The 16,576-nt window shown below is 40.1% G+C and carries 18 protein-coding genes; 3 read left to right on the top strand and 15 right to left on the bottom strand.

The features are described 5' to 3' along the window. The 4 genes from SD427_RS03890 to SD427_RS03875 all read right to left on the bottom strand — a co-directional run bounded on the left by SD427_RS03890 (position 1) and on the right by SD427_RS03875 (position 4,126). Complete coding sequence (locus SD427_RS03890; protein ID WP_320559981.1) at positions 1-555, bottom strand: TerD family protein; 555 nt, start codon at positions 553-555, stop codon at positions 1-3. After that, on the bottom strand, positions 545-1,369 hold the full coding sequence (locus tag SD427_RS03885) for a phosphoribosyltransferase family protein (RefSeq protein ID WP_320559980.1): 825 nt from the start codon (positions 1,367-1,369) through the stop codon (positions 545-547). Before SD427_RS03885 ends, SD427_RS03890 begins: the two co-directional genes overlap by 11 nt. Before the next feature lie 5 nt (positions 1,370-1,374). Continuing rightward, a complete protein-coding gene (locus SD427_RS03880; protein WP_320559979.1) occupies positions 1,375-2,052 on the bottom strand; it encodes an HAD family hydrolase in 678 nt (225 codons plus the stop codon). A 535-nt stretch (positions 2,053-2,587) separates the two neighbouring features. After that, on the bottom strand, positions 2,588-4,126 hold the full coding sequence (locus SD427_RS03875; RefSeq protein WP_320561013.1) for a SulP family inorganic anion transporter: 1,539 nt from the start codon (positions 4,124-4,126) through the stop codon (positions 2,588-2,590). 482 nt (positions 4,127-4,608) lie between these two features. On the opposite strand from SD427_RS03875, the gene SD427_RS03870 reads away from it, so the two are divergent. Next, complete coding sequence (locus SD427_RS03870; RefSeq protein ID WP_320559978.1) at positions 4,609-5,025, top strand: transposase; 417 nt, start codon at positions 4,609-4,611, stop codon at positions 5,023-5,025. Positions 5,026-5,037: 12 nt separating this feature from the next. Continuing rightward, on the top strand, positions 5,038-5,379 hold the full coding sequence (locus SD427_RS03865) for a helix-turn-helix domain-containing protein (RefSeq protein WP_320559977.1): 342 nt from the start codon (positions 5,038-5,040) through the stop codon (positions 5,377-5,379). Positions 5,380-7,368: 1,989 nt separating this feature from the next. On the opposite strand, the gene SD427_RS03860 is transcribed toward SD427_RS03865, so the two are convergent. Then, positions 7,369-8,886, bottom strand: a complete 1,518-nt coding sequence (locus tag SD427_RS03860) for a TROVE domain-containing protein (protein ID WP_320559976.1) — start codon at positions 8,884-8,886, stop codon at positions 7,369-7,371. 362 nt (positions 8,887-9,248) lie between these two features. On the opposite strand from SD427_RS03860, the gene SD427_RS03855 reads away from it, so the two are divergent. Then, positions 9,249-9,695 (top strand): VOC family protein, encoded by a 447-nt coding sequence (locus SD427_RS03855; RefSeq protein WP_320559975.1) that lies wholly within the window; start codon positions 9,249-9,251, stop codon positions 9,693-9,695. Between the two features lie 60 nt (positions 9,696-9,755). Here the strand turns inward: SD427_RS03855 and SD427_RS03850 are convergent, their stop codons facing one another. From SD427_RS03850 to SD427_RS03805, 10 genes are all read right to left on the bottom strand, one after another. After that, on the bottom strand, positions 9,756-10,307 hold the full coding sequence (locus SD427_RS03850) for a 3'-5' exonuclease (RefSeq protein ID WP_320559974.1): 552 nt from the start codon (positions 10,305-10,307) through the stop codon (positions 9,756-9,758). 93 nt (positions 10,308-10,400) lie between these two features. Further along, a complete protein-coding gene (locus tag SD427_RS03845; protein WP_320559973.1) occupies positions 10,401-10,946 on the bottom strand; it encodes a 3'-5' exonuclease in 546 nt (181 codons plus the stop codon). A gap of 79 nt (positions 10,947-11,025) precedes the next feature. After that, positions 11,026-11,589 carry a metallophosphoesterase family protein gene (locus tag SD427_RS03840; RefSeq protein ID WP_320559972.1) on the bottom strand — a complete coding sequence of 188 codons (564 nt, stop codon included), beginning with the start codon at positions 11,587-11,589 and terminating at the stop codon, positions 11,026-11,028. A 205-nt stretch (positions 11,590-11,794) separates the two neighbouring features. Further along, the gene (locus SD427_RS03835) at positions 11,795-12,739 is read right to left on the bottom strand and encodes a peptidase (protein WP_320559971.1); all 945 of its coding nucleotides are present in this window, start codon (positions 12,737-12,739) and stop codon (positions 11,795-11,797) included. A gap of 127 nt (positions 12,740-12,866) precedes the next feature. Beyond that, entirely contained in the window at positions 12,867-13,880 is a 1,014-nt protein-coding gene (locus tag SD427_RS03830; protein WP_320559970.1) for an RNA ligase, Rnl2 family, read from the bottom strand. A 21-nt stretch (positions 13,881-13,901) separates the two neighbouring features. Further along, complete coding sequence (locus tag SD427_RS03825) at positions 13,902-14,264, bottom strand: cyclic-phosphate processing receiver domain-containing protein (RefSeq protein ID WP_320559969.1); 363 nt, start codon at positions 14,262-14,264, stop codon at positions 13,902-13,904. A gap of 4 nt (positions 14,265-14,268) precedes the next feature. Continuing rightward, entirely contained in the window at positions 14,269-14,814 is a 546-nt protein-coding gene (locus tag SD427_RS03820) for a 3'-5' exonuclease (RefSeq protein ID WP_320559968.1), read from the bottom strand. Between the two features lie 59 nt (positions 14,815-14,873). Then, on the bottom strand, positions 14,874-15,668 hold the full coding sequence (locus SD427_RS03815; RefSeq protein ID WP_320559967.1) for a hypothetical protein: 795 nt from the start codon (positions 15,666-15,668) through the stop codon (positions 14,874-14,876). Positions 15,669-15,680: 12 nt separating this feature from the next. Beyond that, a complete protein-coding gene (locus SD427_RS03810) occupies positions 15,681-15,809 on the bottom strand; it encodes an ATP-grasp domain-containing protein (RefSeq protein WP_320559966.1) in 129 nt (42 codons plus the stop codon). Positions 15,810-15,976: 167 nt separating this feature from the next. After that, positions 15,977-16,462 carry a ribonuclease H-like YkuK family protein gene (locus SD427_RS03805; RefSeq protein WP_320559965.1) on the bottom strand — a complete coding sequence of 162 codons (486 nt, stop codon included), beginning with the start codon at positions 16,460-16,462 and terminating at the stop codon, positions 15,977-15,979. Positions 16,463-16,576: the final 114 nt, after the last annotated feature.

Raw genomic sequence — 16,576 nt, 5'->3', positions numbered from 1 at the left:
TTATTGATACATTGATACAAATTTGTCAAGGCCTTCTCTCTGCCCGCTTCCTACGGCCTCAAATTTCCATTCCCCGTTTCTGTTGTAAATTCTTCCGAATTCCACAGCCGTTTCAATGGAGAAATCTTCGTCCAGTTCATATTTTAGGATCTCTTCATTGGTATCGGTATTGAAGATCCTGATGAAAGAGTTCCTTACCTGCCCGAAATTCTGCCTTCTGGCATCTGCTTCATGAATGGTGACAACAAGCGTGATTTCCTTTACGGCATCATCAATTTTGGTTAAATCGATTTTAATCTGTTCATCATCTCCCGATCCGTCCCCTGTAAGGTTGTCCCCTGTGTGAATAACAGCTTTGTCCGGAGACTCCAGGTTGTTGTAGAAAATAAAGTGGCTATCGGAAACCAGCTTTTTATTTTCGCCCAGTAAAAACAGGGAAGCATCCAGATCGAAGCCTGTGCCTGTTGAAGTATTGTTGACATCCCATCCTAATCCTACGGTGAATTTAGGCGCGTTTATATTTTCTCTCTGTCCTTTCTGTAAGTTAATAGCCATAATATAATTCAGTTTGTGTTAAAGTGTCTATATTGTTTTTATAATCTTTTATTAAATGATAATTGTTGCTGATGGCCAGCTCAAGCAGGTGATCCATCTGTTCTTTTTTTACTTTAGACGAAAGATAGTCAAATTTACCTGATTCCAGGCCTAAAATATATTTTACGATCCTTGTATTGAACTGGAAACGGGGCTTCATCATCACTTCCGCAATATGTTCCACGCTGTTCACCGCATAGTAATTAAAGAAGTTTTCAATCTTCGGATCGATCTCAAAATTCATCAGTTCAGCATAATACATAAACAGGAAGTCCCCTTCTACGTTATACTGTTCCAGAATTTTATTTACGGTATACTCATGGCTTCCCGTGATTTTAATATCGTCTATAAAAATACAAAGTTTTCCCTTAAGAAAATCCCTGTCCAGGTAATAGGTGTCATTGGATATTAAATTTTTCCGGTCTTCAAAACTCAGGTTTCCGTAATCAGCGGTATAGGTATGGTTCCTGTTGATTTTTGATAAGATGCTCGATTTTTTTCCTTTTTTAAACAGGTAAAAATCAAGATATTTCTTAAAGTAAAAACACAAAAAATTGGAAGCTGTAGGAATCGCCATGTAAGGGCTAGGCAGCACGACGATTTCTTTTTCGGTATCCAAAAGGCCGCTGTGTTCAGAAACGAAGCCATTGAAAAGTTCTTTGGCAAATTTCTCTGCATATGCCTTGTCGCCATATTTAAAATAGCTGTATTCTTCAGGAGAAAAGGTAAACGCATCTGCCGAATGAATGGGATGTAAGCTGTATCTTGTGTTCATATTATTTATAATACTGGGTGTTTGATCAGGTGTGCATTAAAGCCGAAATCTTTTGCGCCCTGGTAATCCGCTACCGGATTGTCACCGATGTGCAGGATCCGGTGTAAGTCTAGCTCCCTGTTCTTGATTAAGGATTTCACTTCCCGGAATATCTGCGGACTGGGCTTTGAGCAGTTCGTTTCATCGGAATATACATGGAAATCAATATATTGGTCAAGGTTTTCATTGATCAGGAATTTCCTCATCGTTTTGCCTTTGATAAAGCCTGTATTGCTCAGGATGCTGATGGTTTTGCCCTGATTCCTGATTTCTTCAAAAAAATCATGCAAATTTTCGAAAATCACAACCGGCTTATATTCCAGGAACAGGTCTTCGCTTTTCTGGTAGAAGCCGTTTAATTTCTCTTGGTCCAGCTGTTTCAGGTCCGCATTCAATGCACCCAGAATCAGCAGATAGATTTCAAAAGTGTCTACGTTCCCGCCGGTCACCTCATTAATGGTGTTACAGAGATCATCATAGTATTTTACCACTTTCGCCACTTCACCAACTGGTTGGTCAACTTCAAAGAATGAAGAAAAAAGTTCCACTCTTTTTGCTTTAAATTCAGGATGGGATTTAATGAGGGTAAGCCACAGATCAAAGGAGAAATGTGAGTGACTGCGGATGTCTATATCTGTTTTCAAAATCTTATAAGTTAAAGTTTCATTTAGCTTAGAAAAAATGAATTGACTTCAGGTTTAATCATTAGTTTTTACTGAATTGTACCAACTCTCCCCAAAGATAGAATTTTTAAACTTATGCTGATTTTTTTTAAGAATTATTTAAGACTTTCTGATATGCACTGCACTGTCCAAAGATGCTGTGGCCGGTTTATATATAATAAAATATACATACATTATATGAAATATAAACAATTAAAAGCCTTAAAAATTTAACAAAACACAAAATAAATACCACACTTGATAAACACTATCATTAATTTCAGGATATCAGACACGTAACTATGAAGAAAATCTCCTTTATTATCCGATAAGGAAAAAACAAGTGTTTCCCAATTGACCAGAGATGCTCATTTCATGAAACAGAAGGGGAAAAAGCTGAAGCTACTAAAAAAACAACCCTAAAACCAATAGTATTTTAGAAAATCAAATATGATTGTTTAAGACAGATCCCGGTACAGTACCGGGATCTGTTTTTGAAATTAAAGTCTCATCCTGATTAATTTTCAGGCATTACCTTATAGGTAGGATCTTCCTGAATATTCACTTCAATAACCGCTTCCGCATCTTTCAGCATTTTTATACAGTCCTTGCTCAGATGCCTTAAATGAAGTTTTTTACCCATCTCACTGTATTTTCTTGACAGTTTATCCAGGGCATCAATGGCACTCATATCAACAATCCGGCTTTCCCTGAAATCAACAACCACAACCTCAGGATCCCCTGACGGATCAAATTTATCGGTAAAGGCAGTGACAGAACCAAAAAACAGCGGCCCGTAAATTTCGTAGTATTTAGCACCGCTTTCATCCACATATTTTTTGGCACGGATCCTTTTCGCATTGTCCCAGGCAAAAACCAGGGCTGAAATAATTACGCCGACCAAAACAGCCAGGGCCAGGTTATGAAGGATGATTGTAATCAGAGCTACCGTAATACCAACAAAGATATCGGATTTCGGCATTTTGTTGACAATCCTGATCGATACCCACTGGAACGTACTGATGGCCACCACCATCATTACGCCCACTAAAGCAGCCATCGGAATTTTCTCAATGAACGGGGCCCCAACGAGGATAATAATTAAAATAGTCAGCGAAGCGATAATTCCCGAAAGCCGCGTTCTGGATCCTGCGTTGAGGTTTACCAGGGTTTGTGCCACCATGGCACAGCCGCCCATTCCGCCGAAGAAACCATTGGTGATATTGGCCAGCCCCTGTGCTACGGCTTCCTTATTGGCATTCCCCTTGGAGTTTGTAATTTCATCCACCATGGATAAGGTCAGAAGCGATTCAATCAGCCCGACTCCGGCCATGATCATCGCATACGGAAAAATAACCTGTAAAGTATCCAATGAAAAAGGAATTTGCGGGATATGGAACTTAGGCAGCTTTCCGCTGATACTGGCAATGTCGGCAACGGTTTTCGTACTGATCCCGAATCCCGAAACCACGGCAAAAACAAATATAATCGCTACCAGAGATGCCGGAACCACTTTTGTAATTTTAGGAAAAAAGTATACAACAGCGATTGTTAAGGCGGTTAATCCGGCCATGATATAGAGCGAACTGCCCTGCAGCCAGCTCACAGCCCCGTCTGCACCCGTAATTTTAAACTGTTCAACCTGGGCCATAAAAATAATGACCGCCAGCCCATTCAGGAAGCCGTACATCACAGGCTGCGGAATCAGCCGTACGAACTTCCCCCACCGGAACATCCCGACCATCAGCTGCAAAACACCTCCCAGCATAACGGTTGCAAAAAGATATTCTATCCCGTGGGTTTTGATCAGCGCTATCAGCACCACGATGGTTGCGCCCGCACCCCCGGAAACCATGCCGGGCCGGCCTCCCAGGACAGCAGTAACGAGCCCCATCATAAAGGCGGCATACAGACCTGTTAAAGGAGAGAGACCGGCCAGAATTGCAAATGAAAGCGATTCCGGAATCATGGTCATGGCTACGGTAAATCCGGCCAGCAACTCATTTTTATAATTTATTTTTTTCGAAAAATCGAACAGGCTTAAGGTATTTTTCATGAGGCCCCAAAGGTAGGCACTTGATTTTTTTTGCACAAATTTTATCCTGTTGCATTGCTCAGAAACGGTCATCAGCTCCTTGCTGACGTTAAAAGGTTTTAAAATTTTAAATTTTAACCAATATTTCATTTTGAATAACTAGTTTAAACCTCTTTAAACAATTTTATTTATAATTTTCTTACATTTGAAATAAAATAGTTAATTAATTTTAACAAATTTAAAGTAATGGGCATAGGAGACAGATTATCAACTCACATAACAAATATTTTATGGAGATGACATCTTTTAAAAGTTATCATGACTGATTTATTGATAAACTATATGATTATTGTCCGGTTAATTTTACAAATAAAATAATAATAATGCATTATTGTTAAAAAAAATTTATCTTTATAAGAATATTTATTCTATCAATCAACTTGATACAGACAGATAACCAAACTATCTGCCGCTGTATTGATACGCTAATGTTTACTTAAATAATGCTATACAAAGAAATACATATAGGAAAGCTCATTAAAGAGAGAGTACAGGAACTGGAAATAAGTACTGAAAGAATCTGTAATTTCCTGAAAAAGGATGAGGAAAGCCTTAAAAAAATCTATGCCGGTGCTTCTGTGGATACAGACGTGCTTTTAAAATGCTCCAAGCTGCTGCAGTATGATTTTTTCAGAATCTACAGCTCCCATCTGATTTTATACTCGCCGCCTTCTGCCGTTGATAAAAGCAAGAGCCTGAATTCTGAAAAGATCCCCTACTTCAGGAAAAATATTTATACCCAGGAAATAAAGGAATTCATTATTGGTAAGATAAAGTCCGGCGACATGACACATACTCAAATTATCAATGAATATTCCATTCCCAAAAGCACGCTGCACCGCTGGCTGCAAAAAATTTAAACCCTGAATATCATGCGCCCCAATTATAAGAAAATTTATCAGGATATGCTTAGGGAAAAGTATCCTGAAAAGCTGAAAGACCCTAAAACCCTGAGGCTTTTGAATAACCTGAAGACTTCAGAGGACATATTAAAACTTAACGATCTGATTTTTAAATCATCCAAAGAAAGCCTGAAAAACAACCAGCAGCTGAAGACCTATGATAAGAAGACCATGCTGAAGCTCCTGCAGTATCAGCAGAAACATAACCTGTCTACCAGCTTTATGTCTAAAAAATACAGGATCAGCAGAACGACCATCGCCAAGTGGAAAAAAACCTTTGAAAAAGAATTTGAAAAAATACAGGCCAAATAACTGATGCACCGTAATATAAAAATAAATCCGGAAACGATGCGCATCGTTTCCGGATTTATTTATTAAAGGCAAAAGGCAGGAAAAGAAAAAAAGGCGGGGCACGTCAAGCTGGAGTCGAACCAGATAATCTTGCCGGAATTACCGGCTTCATTATTCCTCCCCAAAGAGACGAAGTACCTTTCCCTTACGGCACTTTATGTATAAAAACAAGACAACATTCAGAAAGTGCAGTCGTGCTCTGACCAGCTGAACTACGCTCCCGTTTCCATTTGTGTTTTTGTTGTGGAAAAGGCGGGATTGTTTATAATTTCTTATTTTTATTCTTTGTGTTCACGAATACTTTGCATTTTGAACCCGCGACCCCTTTTATGACAGCGAAGTAACGCTATTCTACGGCACTTGTTTTTGTTTTAAATTAAAAGAGGTAAAAAATGAAAAAACTTATATAAACCGTTTTCAGGATTATTTTTGGAGTTGAACCCATATCATAAGATGTACCGAAGTAAGTTTTCTCTACGACACTCTTCTTTTTTAAATCAAGGTAAAAAATTAAGAATCTTTCAGTGCATTTGCTCTACCCGCTGAGCTACTTCTCCTTTTCGAGGGAAAAGACAGGATTCGAACCTGTGACCCAATGATTAATATTCGAAGTATGATTCTAAAACGACACTTGATATTTATTATTTTATTTTTAAAAATACAAAGCAAATACTGATAAAAGTTTTGTCTAAAACTGTATAGCCACTCGACCATACCTTTCGGCGAGCGGATTGACTCCGTCGAATCTTTGATTTCGAACCCCTGTAAAAATCAAAGTAACTTTTATCTGCGGCACTGGCAGGATAATTTAAAACCGGGCAATTTTTAAAAAGAGTTTTTGTTCAATGAAAGTCGAAGGAACCCTTTCTTACGACACCGGTTGTTTTAAGTAAGGTAAAAAATCAAACAGAGACTTACCGACAGAGCGATACCATTACGCCATCCCGATTCCGGGAACAGGAGTCGAACCTGTATTGCTGTCCCCAAACGAAGAAATTCTGTTTTACGACACTTACTTTTTTTGAGTTCTTATGGTTATGATTACTTGTTACTGCAAAGTTATTGCATCAGTACGCATTCTTTTTACGCAGTTGAATTATTTTAATTTAAAAACCAAGTAACAGGGTATAAGAGTTTTTAAATAGTATTCAAATTGAAAGTTTGATCGATGAAACTCTTATGGACGACATTGGTTAGTTTAAAACCGGGCGATCTCACGAAAAGACTCTGTTTCAATGGGAAGTCGAAGGATTTCTTTTCTTACGGCACCGGTTATTTTTTAAGTTTTTATGGTTATGGTTATGGTTATTTGTTACTGCAAAGTTATTGCGTCAGTACGCACTCTTTTTACGCAGTTGAATTATTTTAATTTAAAAACCAAGTAACAGGGTATAAGAGTTTTTAAATAGTATTCAAATTGAAAGTTTGATCGATGAAACTCTTATGGACGACATTGGTTAGTTTAAAACCGGGCGATCTCACGAAAAGACTCTGTTTCAATGGGAAGTCGAAGGATTTCTTTTCTTACGGCACCGGTTATTTTTTAAGTTTTTATGGTTATGGTTATTATTATTTGTTGCTGCAAAGTTATTGCATTGGTACGCATTCTTTTTACGCAGTTGAAATTATTTTTTAATTCGATAATTTTATATTCTATTCGTTTTCCCTTGAAGAAAAGAGCAAAGATCCACAAATTCAAGACCTGGAAGCTCCGGCTAAAAATAATCTCCATTCAAATTTTACTATTGTTGAACAATGTGGACAAATCATATTTATATCGTTTTATGGTAATCAAATATACTAAAGTTATTTCCTAGCCCCGATTGAAGCGGCATCCTTTTTCTGAAATGGCTTTAAAAAAAAAGCGTTGGCGAAAAAGATACAGCGGAAAGCGGGAAATAGCTCCTGAAAAAAATGGTTATTAGTTTTTATTTTTAAAAGCAGTGCCTTTTACAGCACTACTTTTTTAATCAGTTCTACAGCTGATTTCCGGTCTTCCAAAGCATTCAGGACATCGAAAATCTTGTCGGACCAGCCTGCGATAAGGTACACATCATTTTTCCTGATATCAAGCGGCTGTTTTCCGTAACCCGCCAGGTCAAAAATATACAATTTTGCATTGTGGCTGATGCTTTTGTACCGGTTCCATGAATTTTCAAAAGAGTTTCCTCCGCTGTTGCTGTCCCAAAGCTGCGTATCGGTGAACAGCATTACTTTATCCACTTTCTCTTTTCTGGCGATCAAATCCTCAATCACCAGATAACCGTTGGTGGAATATCCTACTTCGCCTTCTCTTTTGTAAAAAGCATCCACATTTCTCAGGATCCCGTTTTTAGGCATCGGCACTCTTTTCCAGCGGTCGCCGAACATCCCGGAAACTACATTTCTGCACTGCGACTGCAGCATCATCGACATCAGCAGGCCGATATCGTACAACAGAATCTTAGATTTCGGGGAAACCGGCTGCTGCATCGAACCGGAAACATCCGCTGCAATAACCACCGAAGTGCCAAAACCAAAACCTTTGATATTTTTCGCACTCACCGTTACCGCATGTTCCAGTGATTCCAGGATTGAGGACAGGTAAGGCGAATCGATTGTTTTCAATTCCCTGTATGCCGACAAAAACCTGAAGGGCAGCTGCTTTGAGTTCCTGACAGCCTTTTCATCCGACAGGTAGCTGCACACTTTGGCCATCGCCTCTGAAGAAACGCCTGCTTCCAGGATATTCCTGAGGTTCCGCAACGTTGCCATATACCCCAATTTGTTGCTGAAGATCAGTTCTTGCCATTTGTTTCTGAACGCTGATTTCCTTTCGGCATCATCCGCAAATTTTGTCTGGCCCAACACGGAAAGTTCAACTTCCCAGGTATATGGAGTTTCCAGAGAATCATTTACGATTTTGTTGAAAACAGCCTGCTGGTTTTCGTCCTTTGCTTTCGGGTGCACCAGGAACAGGGCATCTTTCAGGGTAACTTCAGCTTTCCTGTTGTATTTTGCAAACTGGTACTCGTCAAATTTATTGAACGACTTCATCAGGCCTTTCTGGATCTGCTTTGAAAGCCGGTTCAGTTTTTTAACATCCGTCCTCTGGTTGGCCAGTTGGTAATATGCCAGCAATTCCATTATTTCGTCAGCTCTCTGAACCACTCCGTCAACCGTTTTGCTTACCAGATCTGTTCCCGAAACCTGTTTCGCCAATTCAGTCGTTAAAACCAATGGAATAGAGCGCAGGTACATTTCTTTCCTTGCATAGACCGCCAGCTTTGCTACAAATTCCGGGTCGTTTTTCTGAATCAGAGACTGGATTCTTGTTAATCTGTCATTTCCCTTTTCATAAGACGTGTTTGATAATCCTGTGGTAACAACAGCACTGTACAGTTCTTCTGCAGGGGTCATCGTGAATGCTTTTGCCCCTTCGTAGTTGGTGGCGGCATGCGTTGATTTTCTTAAAAAATTAAATTTCATGGTTACTGTTTTTATTGTTAAACATTTTTGAGGATCATCATTCCTCCCTGATTTCTGATGCAAAGTAATGACGGTATTGCGCAGTGTTTTTGCGCAGTTAAGTTTTTATGAAAAAAAGTTTTATTTTTTATTAATTAATAGTTTTTCCAGTATCAGAATAACTGTAAAGTTTACCATTGCGTAAGAATCTTGGCAATACTTATCATACTCATGATTAGATTCCTACGGAATAACAAAATGCTGTTACTTTTTAAAGTCAATCAGAAATAAAATCTCTCTATCATTCAGTTTGCCTAAAAAGATGAGCAGGCGGCCACTTTTGGAAGCCGGTTGTTTATATTTGTTTAATTAAAATTTAAACGATGATTAAAGGATTATACGAAACCCATATTCAGGTAAGCAACCTGGAAAACGCTGTACTGTTTTACACCGAAGTTTTGGGATTGGAACCGGCTCACCGGGATGAAACCCGCCCGATTGCATTTTTATGGATCGGAAAAAACAAAGCAGCCATGCTGGGATTGTGGGAACAGAAAGAAAACCTGCAGACCAGGCATTTTGCATTTTCTGCTGATGTGGAAGACATCCTGCATTACGCGGCCGGGTTTTTAAAAGGCAAAAAATTAAAGCCTTACAATTTCCTCAAAAACGGAACTGAAGCACCCATGGTTTTTGCATGGATGCCGGCACTGGCCATTTACTTCAATGATCCGGACGGAAACCAGCTGGAATTTATTTCAATTCTGGAAGGTGCCGGAAAACCGGAACTGGGTGTGGTTTCCTATGAAGAGTGGCTGAATCAGAAATAAAAAAACTCCCTTTTTAAAAGGGAGCTGGTATTACACTTTTTGAGTTGCCAAGCTGTTATATTACTGTTGTTTTATGCACCAATGCAAAATCTTCGCAATATTCTTCGCGTCATCCACGCCTCTGTGATGCATACCGTCAAGTTTGAAGTTCAGTTCGCTTAAAGCTCTTGCCATGCCGACACTTTTGCGGACGGTCGGGTGCGTCTGCCCGAATAATGTTTTCACATTGATGTGGTCATCACTCAAAGGATAATCAACCCTGAATCTCCTTGCCTGGTTCTGCAGCATATTCAGGTCATAGTTTCCGTAACTTGCCCAGGTCAGGTCTTCAGAAATGTATTCTGCCCTGAGGATATCCAAAGCATCTTCCAGTAAAATGCCTTCGTCATCCAGCATCTGCTGGGTAATGGTAGTGAGCTCCGTACAGAACGGGCTTACTTTTGAGTATTGAGGTTTTACTAAAATCCCTTCATTTTGTGAAATCTTACCGGTACGCGCATCCATGATACATACGCCGATTTCTATGATTTCACTTTCCTGTCCTCTCGGCGGCCGGTCTTTCCAGCACGTGGCTTCGAGGTCTATAATTAATATATTATCTGTTGTTTTCATTTGTTTAAATATTTGTTATTAAAGGCTGGACGCCGGAAGCTAATTACATATTGTAAAAACTTCCCTCATCCATCACCTGTACGATCATCTTCCTTATCCGATTATTTCCCTTAGAATTCTGGCGGCATTGTAAGCATCGTCCGCTCCGCTGTGATGGTTCCCTTCAAAATCCATGTTCAGGGCTTTGAGGGCTCTTTTGAGTCCCATCATTTTGTAAAGCCCGTTATAGGCTCTGAACTGGTGCATGATGTTGATGTAATTTCCGGAAAAAGGATTTTCAATGCCTAGGTAATCGCATTGCTGCGAAACCTGTTCTTTATCAAAGCTTCCGAAGCCTGCCCAAGCCAGCGAAGCTGAGCTGTATTCATCCCTGATTTTCTCACAGGCTTCTTCAAAACGGATTCCTTTTTCTTTTACCAGCTGCGGCGTAATTCCTGTCAGGTCAGTACAGAATGTACTGATTTTCGACCGCTCGGGAATAACATATATGCTCTGCTTTTTGGAAATGGCACGGGTTGTCCTGTTCAGTTCGCAAATCCCTATTTCTATAATATCGGTTTTCTGGCCGGCAGGAATTTTATCATATTCCCAGCATGTGGCTTCCAGGTCGATGACCAATATTTCGTTAGTTGTTTTCATAATTGATTTGAAAAAAATGATAATTGGCAGATGATCAATGATTTTAAAATCAATCATTACCAATTATTTATTACTTATACTAATTTCTCGGTGCAAACGGTGGCACCCATTTTTTCTTCTTCATGATTTCTTTGATTTCTTCGTAAGAAACCGGATAAAAATTATGGCAATCCACACCGACATCCATGCTTAAAGCCATTTCATCATCCGGCAAAGTTCCGTGGGAATGGCCGTAAAGCTGCCACGTTCCGCGGTGTGAGCCGTTCCAGGTCCGCATGGCGTAGTGAAACAGGATGATTTTCTGCCTGCCGTTGCTGCTTTCCGGCTCGTCAACCCGAAGTTCATGGTAGTCCCTTATGGAGGCAAACCTTTTCGGACAGGTCAGGGCGGCCCCTTCATGGTTGCCTTTGATCAGGTGGATGTCACCGTTCAGCCTGTCCAGCACTTCTCTGGTGAAATCCGGTTTGCCCAAACTGATATCGCCTAAATGGTAGACGGTATCATGGGTTCCGATTTTCTCATTCCATCTTTTGATGAGCTCTTCATTCATCTGTTCCGGAGACTCAAAAGGCCTTTCGGAAAACTTTATAATATTTTCATGACCAAAATGATGGTCTGCTGTAAAAAATATATTGGGTTTCATTTCTTAATTGTCTGTTTTTTTACCGTAAAAGTTCATTGTTTCCATTGTCATTCTAAACATCAACTGAAATTCTGCGGAGTCAGTTCATAAGCGGATTGAAGAATCTGTTTTACTGATATTGAGATTCTTCTTTCGCCGAAATGACAAATTTCATGCATAAGCATTAATAAACTTTACCGGTGGGTTTAATACTGTTTTAACTTAATTAACTGCTGCGAAACGCTTTATAAAAAGCAGTTTCAATTTCGAGCCTGTCATTTTCCGTATACCTCCTGGAAAAATGAATCGGAACAGCCTCTTTTACGTCACAGTCCTTCATGATTTTTCCGGATGCTGAAGCAAAGCTGTGATAATTCTGTCCGGCCAATTCCCGGTCTTCATCCTTATAAAAGGTTTCGATATATACCAGGTCCGCTTTTCTAAAGACGATTTTTATTTTCTCATAATTGCTTTCACAAACGGCATGATCCATAATCACACCTAACCTGTAACCTTCATTACGGGTCAGCAAATGAAATAAATCCGTTGCTTTATAAACCGTGCCTTCAATTTCAATGGCTTTCTCCGGATCCTGAGTTTCAAAAGCAGCCTTCAGTTCACTGATCCATTTTCCTTTCCTGAATCCGGAAGCGTTTTCATTATAGGTGACCGAATCTTTTTCCCTGAACAGATACGCAACTGAATCCGTTTTATGGTCAAGAACTGCACAATCAACACTTACATTTTCATCTTCAAAAAGGAAATTCTGCGTGGCAGACAATTCAAGGTTCCAGTACGGCGGACAAATCCTATAAACATTGATTTCCGCTTCTGAAACAACTTCCCGGATCTCATATTCAATGGCCTTTTCATCAACTAAATTCCAGGTATAGGATTTTAGCCTCGCCTCAACCTGTTTATGGATATTTTTCGGCCCGCAGATCACGATTTTTTCCCCGCTTCCGATCTGATGCCTGAAAATCCCGTCGAAATTTGAAAAATGGTCTATATGCGTATGGCTGATGAACAGTGCGGAAACCGACTGTACTTCCTTCACCGTCAGCAGGCTTGCTTCCCCGCAATCGCACAGATAATGCTTGCCGGAATTCGGGATTTTTATCAATATGCTGATGTCTTCTCTTAAAAGACTTTTTATTTCTGCCTGTATCATTTTTTCTGATTTTTATTAACCACTTTTCATCTTTCCGGGTCCTGTGCTCCTTCGGGATGACAAACTCAATGATGAATCCTGTGGTTGCATTAATACATAAAAAGTTCCAGTAAAAAAATTACCGAAACTAAATTTTAAGCGTCATCAGCTCCTGTTTTACCAGATCAATGACCAAAGAATTCAATTTTTTATTGATTCTTTTGTGCTCCTCTTTTTCTATGGCTGCGAAAGCTCCCGGGAAATCTTTTTCAAAATCCTCCAGAATATCCTGTGCAAAAAGGCCAATTACTTTACCTGTCATTTCAGGCTCAAATTCACCAGTCTTGCTGACAACATTATTCAATCGGTTTACCGTTGCATAGTTCCGGATTTCCTCCCAGATCTCCTGAGCTTTTCCGCTGAAATGAATGTCTTTTTTTGCAGGCCTGTCTTTTTTAACCATTTTTGATTTCTCAGTCCATTTCTCATTTTTATTTTTCAGAATGACCCGTGCCCCGTTTCCAAAATACCTGGTTTTCAAAGTTTTGACAATGGTCCCTTCGCACATGTTATTTTCGATTTCAGGCAGGCCCAACCAGGCGGGAATTTCAGAATCGAAAGCATTCGGGAACTTCAAAGCCTCTTCCAAAGTCCCCTGAAAAAGGGTTTTTGCATAGAAAAAGCCGGTTTCCTCAAAAATCTGATTGACTAAATCCGTATCCAGATAAGTGGTGCCGTTCAGTTTGATATCGAATCCGTAAAATTCGTTGTCCGGCGCATATTCAACACCTTTCTGCACTTTTACCGCCTCTTCTACGGGCTCTACTTCTTTATGTTTATAGCCGCCACCGAACAGTTCGCCATAAATAACCACCGTTTCCATATCCGGATAAACGGCTTTCACCTTTTCGAAGATATGAATTACATTTTTCCTGTAACGTTCTAAAATCCGGTATGCATTGTAAAATTTCTCATCCTTTTCGATGAAAGCGGTTCTTTTGGCCATCTTAATCTCCTTTCCGTCGGTAAAGAAAGAGAGATTGGCTCCGTGAACCTTTTCCTGCACAATGAAAACCTCATCCCCGAAGCCCTGCATCCTGATCTGATCGATCACGCGGGCTTGGTACGCATTTTCTATTGTGTTATATGTTTTGAAAATCATTTTTTAATTTTTAATTGTTTTTTAAAGTTGTTTAACAGGTTTTTCGATATTTTCCTTTCCCACCGGATTCATAGAATGGCAATAGAATTCGGGCAGTTCCGTATCATGATCCATACAATATTCAACCAGCCATTTGGCACAGTCGTAGCCTGTTTTTTCAACATCTTCCCGAGAACCGGACTTTATATCTTGTGTATCGCCAAGGTCATGGTCAAAAGAAATCATCTCCGGAAGCCCGTTTTCCAGAATCCTGCTGACAAACTCTGTGTAATCCCGGACAATATGCCAGTCTTCCCTGCAGAAAATATCCCGTTTTGTATAATGATACACATCAGGCGGGCATCTTATATCGTCCAGAAACAATAATCTTTTTGTATTTTCCATTGCTTTATTTCTTTAAAATATGATACAGTAATCTCGCTGTGTTAAAAGCATCATCTGCACCGTTGTGATTGTTTCCTTCAAAGTCTATATTCCTTGTTTCCAGTTCTTTTAAAAGCCCGATTGGTTTCTTACCGCTCATTAAGCTGATGATCACTTTCAAATCAAGATAGGTTTCACTGAAAGGAAATTTAATATCCAGCTCTTTGCACTGGCTTTCCATGATCAATTTATCAAAGCCTCCATACCCGGCGTATGTTATCTGTAAGGAACTATATCTGTTTTTTATATTTAAACATGCTTCTTTAAAAGTCATCCCTTCTTTTTCCAGCTTTTCCGGCGTGATCCCTGTAAGCTGTGTACAGTATTCACTGACTTCAGACTGCACCGGCTTTATCAGGTAGCTTCTCTTGTCTTCGATGCTTCCGTCTGCCATGTTGAGCTTGCAGATGCCGATCTCGATGATTTCTGTTTTCTGATTTTCCGGCGCCTGTCCTTTGGCCCAGCAGGTGGCTTCAATATCTATTACTATTACTTTATCGTATAAAAACATTTTCTTTCATGGGTTTTTAATCTTTCATGGAAATGTACCGGACCTTTTAAAGTCCTACCTCATCCTCCTTCCTCCTCATGGATCCAACTGACAACGGTATCCAGAAAGTGGAGTCTTATTTCTTCAAACCTGGTGATATTCGGGATATGGTTTATCTCCAGTAAATGCCTGGTTCCGTCTCCGCAGACAATGTAGTCGTTGGCAATGAGATCCATCCCGATCCGTTCTTTCAGGTTCAGCGTATCCCTCAGAAGGCCTTCGTCAATGTCCATGAACCGTACCTGTGCAGGATGAATGGATTTTAACCAGGTCTCCCCTTCCAGCTTTATCTGCCAGGATTTTCCGCCGATGTGTAAAATCCTCACGGCTTCGCCTTCAAAATAGGGCTCCAGCACCGCATCCTCCGTGCTTTCCCAGCTTCCGGAAAACTTATGCTTATTTTCACCGCAATGCCAGTTCCCCCATTTGGCGACGTGTTCCGTATCTGTTTTTACATAAGCACCTTCTGAAATAAATCCCCTCGGGGAACTGAATTCAGAAAATTTCATGGCTTTCACCAGGCAGGGTATCTTAAGCCTGCACTCCATCATGCCGTATGCATTCGGGAAGCACGGGCCGTTCCATAAAGCCAGCCCGGAGATAAAATCCAGGTCATTTTCAAAAATCCCGTGATAAATTACTTTATCTACCGGCAGCATCCCTACGCCCTGGGGTTTTTCAACGTATAATATTCCGTCCAAGACTTTTATTTTCGGAACCGACTGATGCCAGATGATCAATCCTTCAAAATGTTCCCGTATATATTGATATTCTTCTTCGTGCAAGCCGATAACGGCAATTCTGTTATATTTCATGTTGTTATTCTTTTAATCTGAAAAGTAAATATTCAATGCCCTGACGATACTTTTCACGTTGGTATTGGGATAAAACCCGGAACTGTTGATACAATTAATCTCAACTATTTTCCAGCCTTCACCGGTTAAGCAGATATCCATGACTAATGATCAGGATCTGAATATACATTGGCCTGGATTAAAAAATACATGGTTATCCGTTTTTAAGGTTCCTTTTATTTTTCCTGATTAGGCGTGGGATGCGGAAAGTTGATATCATACTATTTAGAACTCCCCGCTCGCTTCCCGTCCTCCTGCTTCCCGCTCCGTCACACCATCATATCAGCACAATTGGAACTTGCGAATGCGTAGGGTTTAGCTTTAAATACATATCCCATTCCCAGAATGTAGCCCATGGCATCTTTCAAAGCGACATTGGATTTAAAATCCGGATCGGTGTTAATGTCTGCGTGTACCTCCATTTCCACATCATACGTTTCCAGGACAGCACAGATGGCGTAAGCAATCTCTACGGATTTGTTGACTTCATTCAGCATCCGTTCCTTGATACTGATCCGCCGGAATTCCCTTTCTTTCCTGATAAAGGTAAACGCTCCTTTTCCCTCGCGGATGATTACGACTGCCGTAGCATAATTAATAGCGTCACCATATACATGGGAATCTGATCCCACACACACTTTCAGCCGGTGCCCGTTGGCCTGTTCTCGGAGGATGGCTTCTTCTACCAGCTGTGTGATAGGATCGCGGAAAATTTTTCCGTTCATGTTCTGCCATTTTTGTTGTTGCGTTTCCATTTTTTCTACATGTTAAGTTTTATACTTTTTATCATTCATAAATGATCATTGATCCGTTATTTTTATGTGCGGCTATTTCTAACCACCAATTACTTGAGTTGTGAGCTGTTGCTT

Source organism: Chryseobacterium sp. JJR-5R (genome assembly GCF_034047335.1).
Lineage (GTDB): Bacteria > Bacteroidota > Bacteroidia > Flavobacteriales > Weeksellaceae > Chryseobacterium.
This window is presented reverse-complemented; position numbering and strand designations above follow the sequence as displayed.

Bases quoted from the DNA above. Each gene is read 5' to 3' on its own strand.
- SD427_RS03820 (WP_320559968.1), bottom strand. From the start codon at position 14,814: ATGTTTTTATACGATAAAGTAATAGTAATAGATATTGAAGCCACCTGC.
- SD427_RS03815 (WP_320559967.1), bottom strand. From the start codon at position 15,668: ATGAAATATAACAGAATTGCCGTTATCGGCTTGCACGAAGAAGAATAT.
- SD427_RS03855 (WP_320559975.1), top strand. From the start codon at position 9,249: ATGATTAAAGGATTATACGAAACCCATATTCAGGTAAGCAACCTGGAA.
- SD427_RS03845 (WP_320559973.1), bottom strand. From the start codon at position 10,946: ATGAAAACAACTAACGAAATATTGGTCATCGACCTGGAAGCCACATGC.
- SD427_RS03825 (WP_320559969.1), bottom strand. From the start codon at position 14,264: ATGGAAAATACAAAAAGATTATTGTTTCTGGACGATATAAGATGCCCG.
- SD427_RS03805 (WP_320559965.1), bottom strand. From the start codon at position 16,462: ATGGAAACGCAACAACAAAAATGGCAGAACATGAACGGAAAAATTTTC.
- SD427_RS03890 (WP_320559981.1), bottom strand. From the start codon at position 555: ATGGCTATTAACTTACAGAAAGGACAGAGAGAAAATATAAACGCGCCT.
- SD427_RS03830 (WP_320559970.1), bottom strand. From the start codon at position 13,880: ATGATTTTCAAAACATATAACACAATAGAAAATGCGTACCAAGCCCGC.
- SD427_RS03860 (WP_320559976.1), bottom strand. From the start codon at position 8,886: ATGAAATTTAATTTTTTAAGAAAATCAACGCATGCCGCCACCAACTAC.
- SD427_RS03850 (WP_320559974.1), bottom strand. From the start codon at position 10,307: ATGAAAACAACAGATAATATATTAATTATAGACCTCGAAGCCACGTGC.
- SD427_RS03810 (WP_320559966.1), bottom strand. From the start codon at position 15,809: ATGGATATCTGCTTAACCGGTGAAGGCTGGAAAATAGTTGAGATTAAT.
- SD427_RS03875 (WP_320561013.1), bottom strand. From the start codon at position 4,126: ATGAAAAATACCTTAAGCCTGTTCGATTTTTCGAAAAAAATAAATTAT.
- SD427_RS03870 (WP_320559978.1), top strand. From the start codon at position 4,609: ATGCTATACAAAGAAATACATATAGGAAAGCTCATTAAAGAGAGAGTA.
- SD427_RS03840 (WP_320559972.1), bottom strand. From the start codon at position 11,589: ATGAAACCCAATATATTTTTTACAGCAGACCATCATTTTGGTCATGAA.
- SD427_RS03885 (WP_320559980.1), bottom strand. From the start codon at position 1,369: ATGAACACAAGATACAGCTTACATCCCATTCATTCGGCAGATGCGTTT.
- SD427_RS03835 (WP_320559971.1), bottom strand. From the start codon at position 12,739: ATGATACAGGCAGAAATAAAAAGTCTTTTAAGAGAAGACATCAGCATA.
- SD427_RS03865 (WP_320559977.1), top strand. From the start codon at position 5,038: ATGCGCCCCAATTATAAGAAAATTTATCAGGATATGCTTAGGGAAAAG.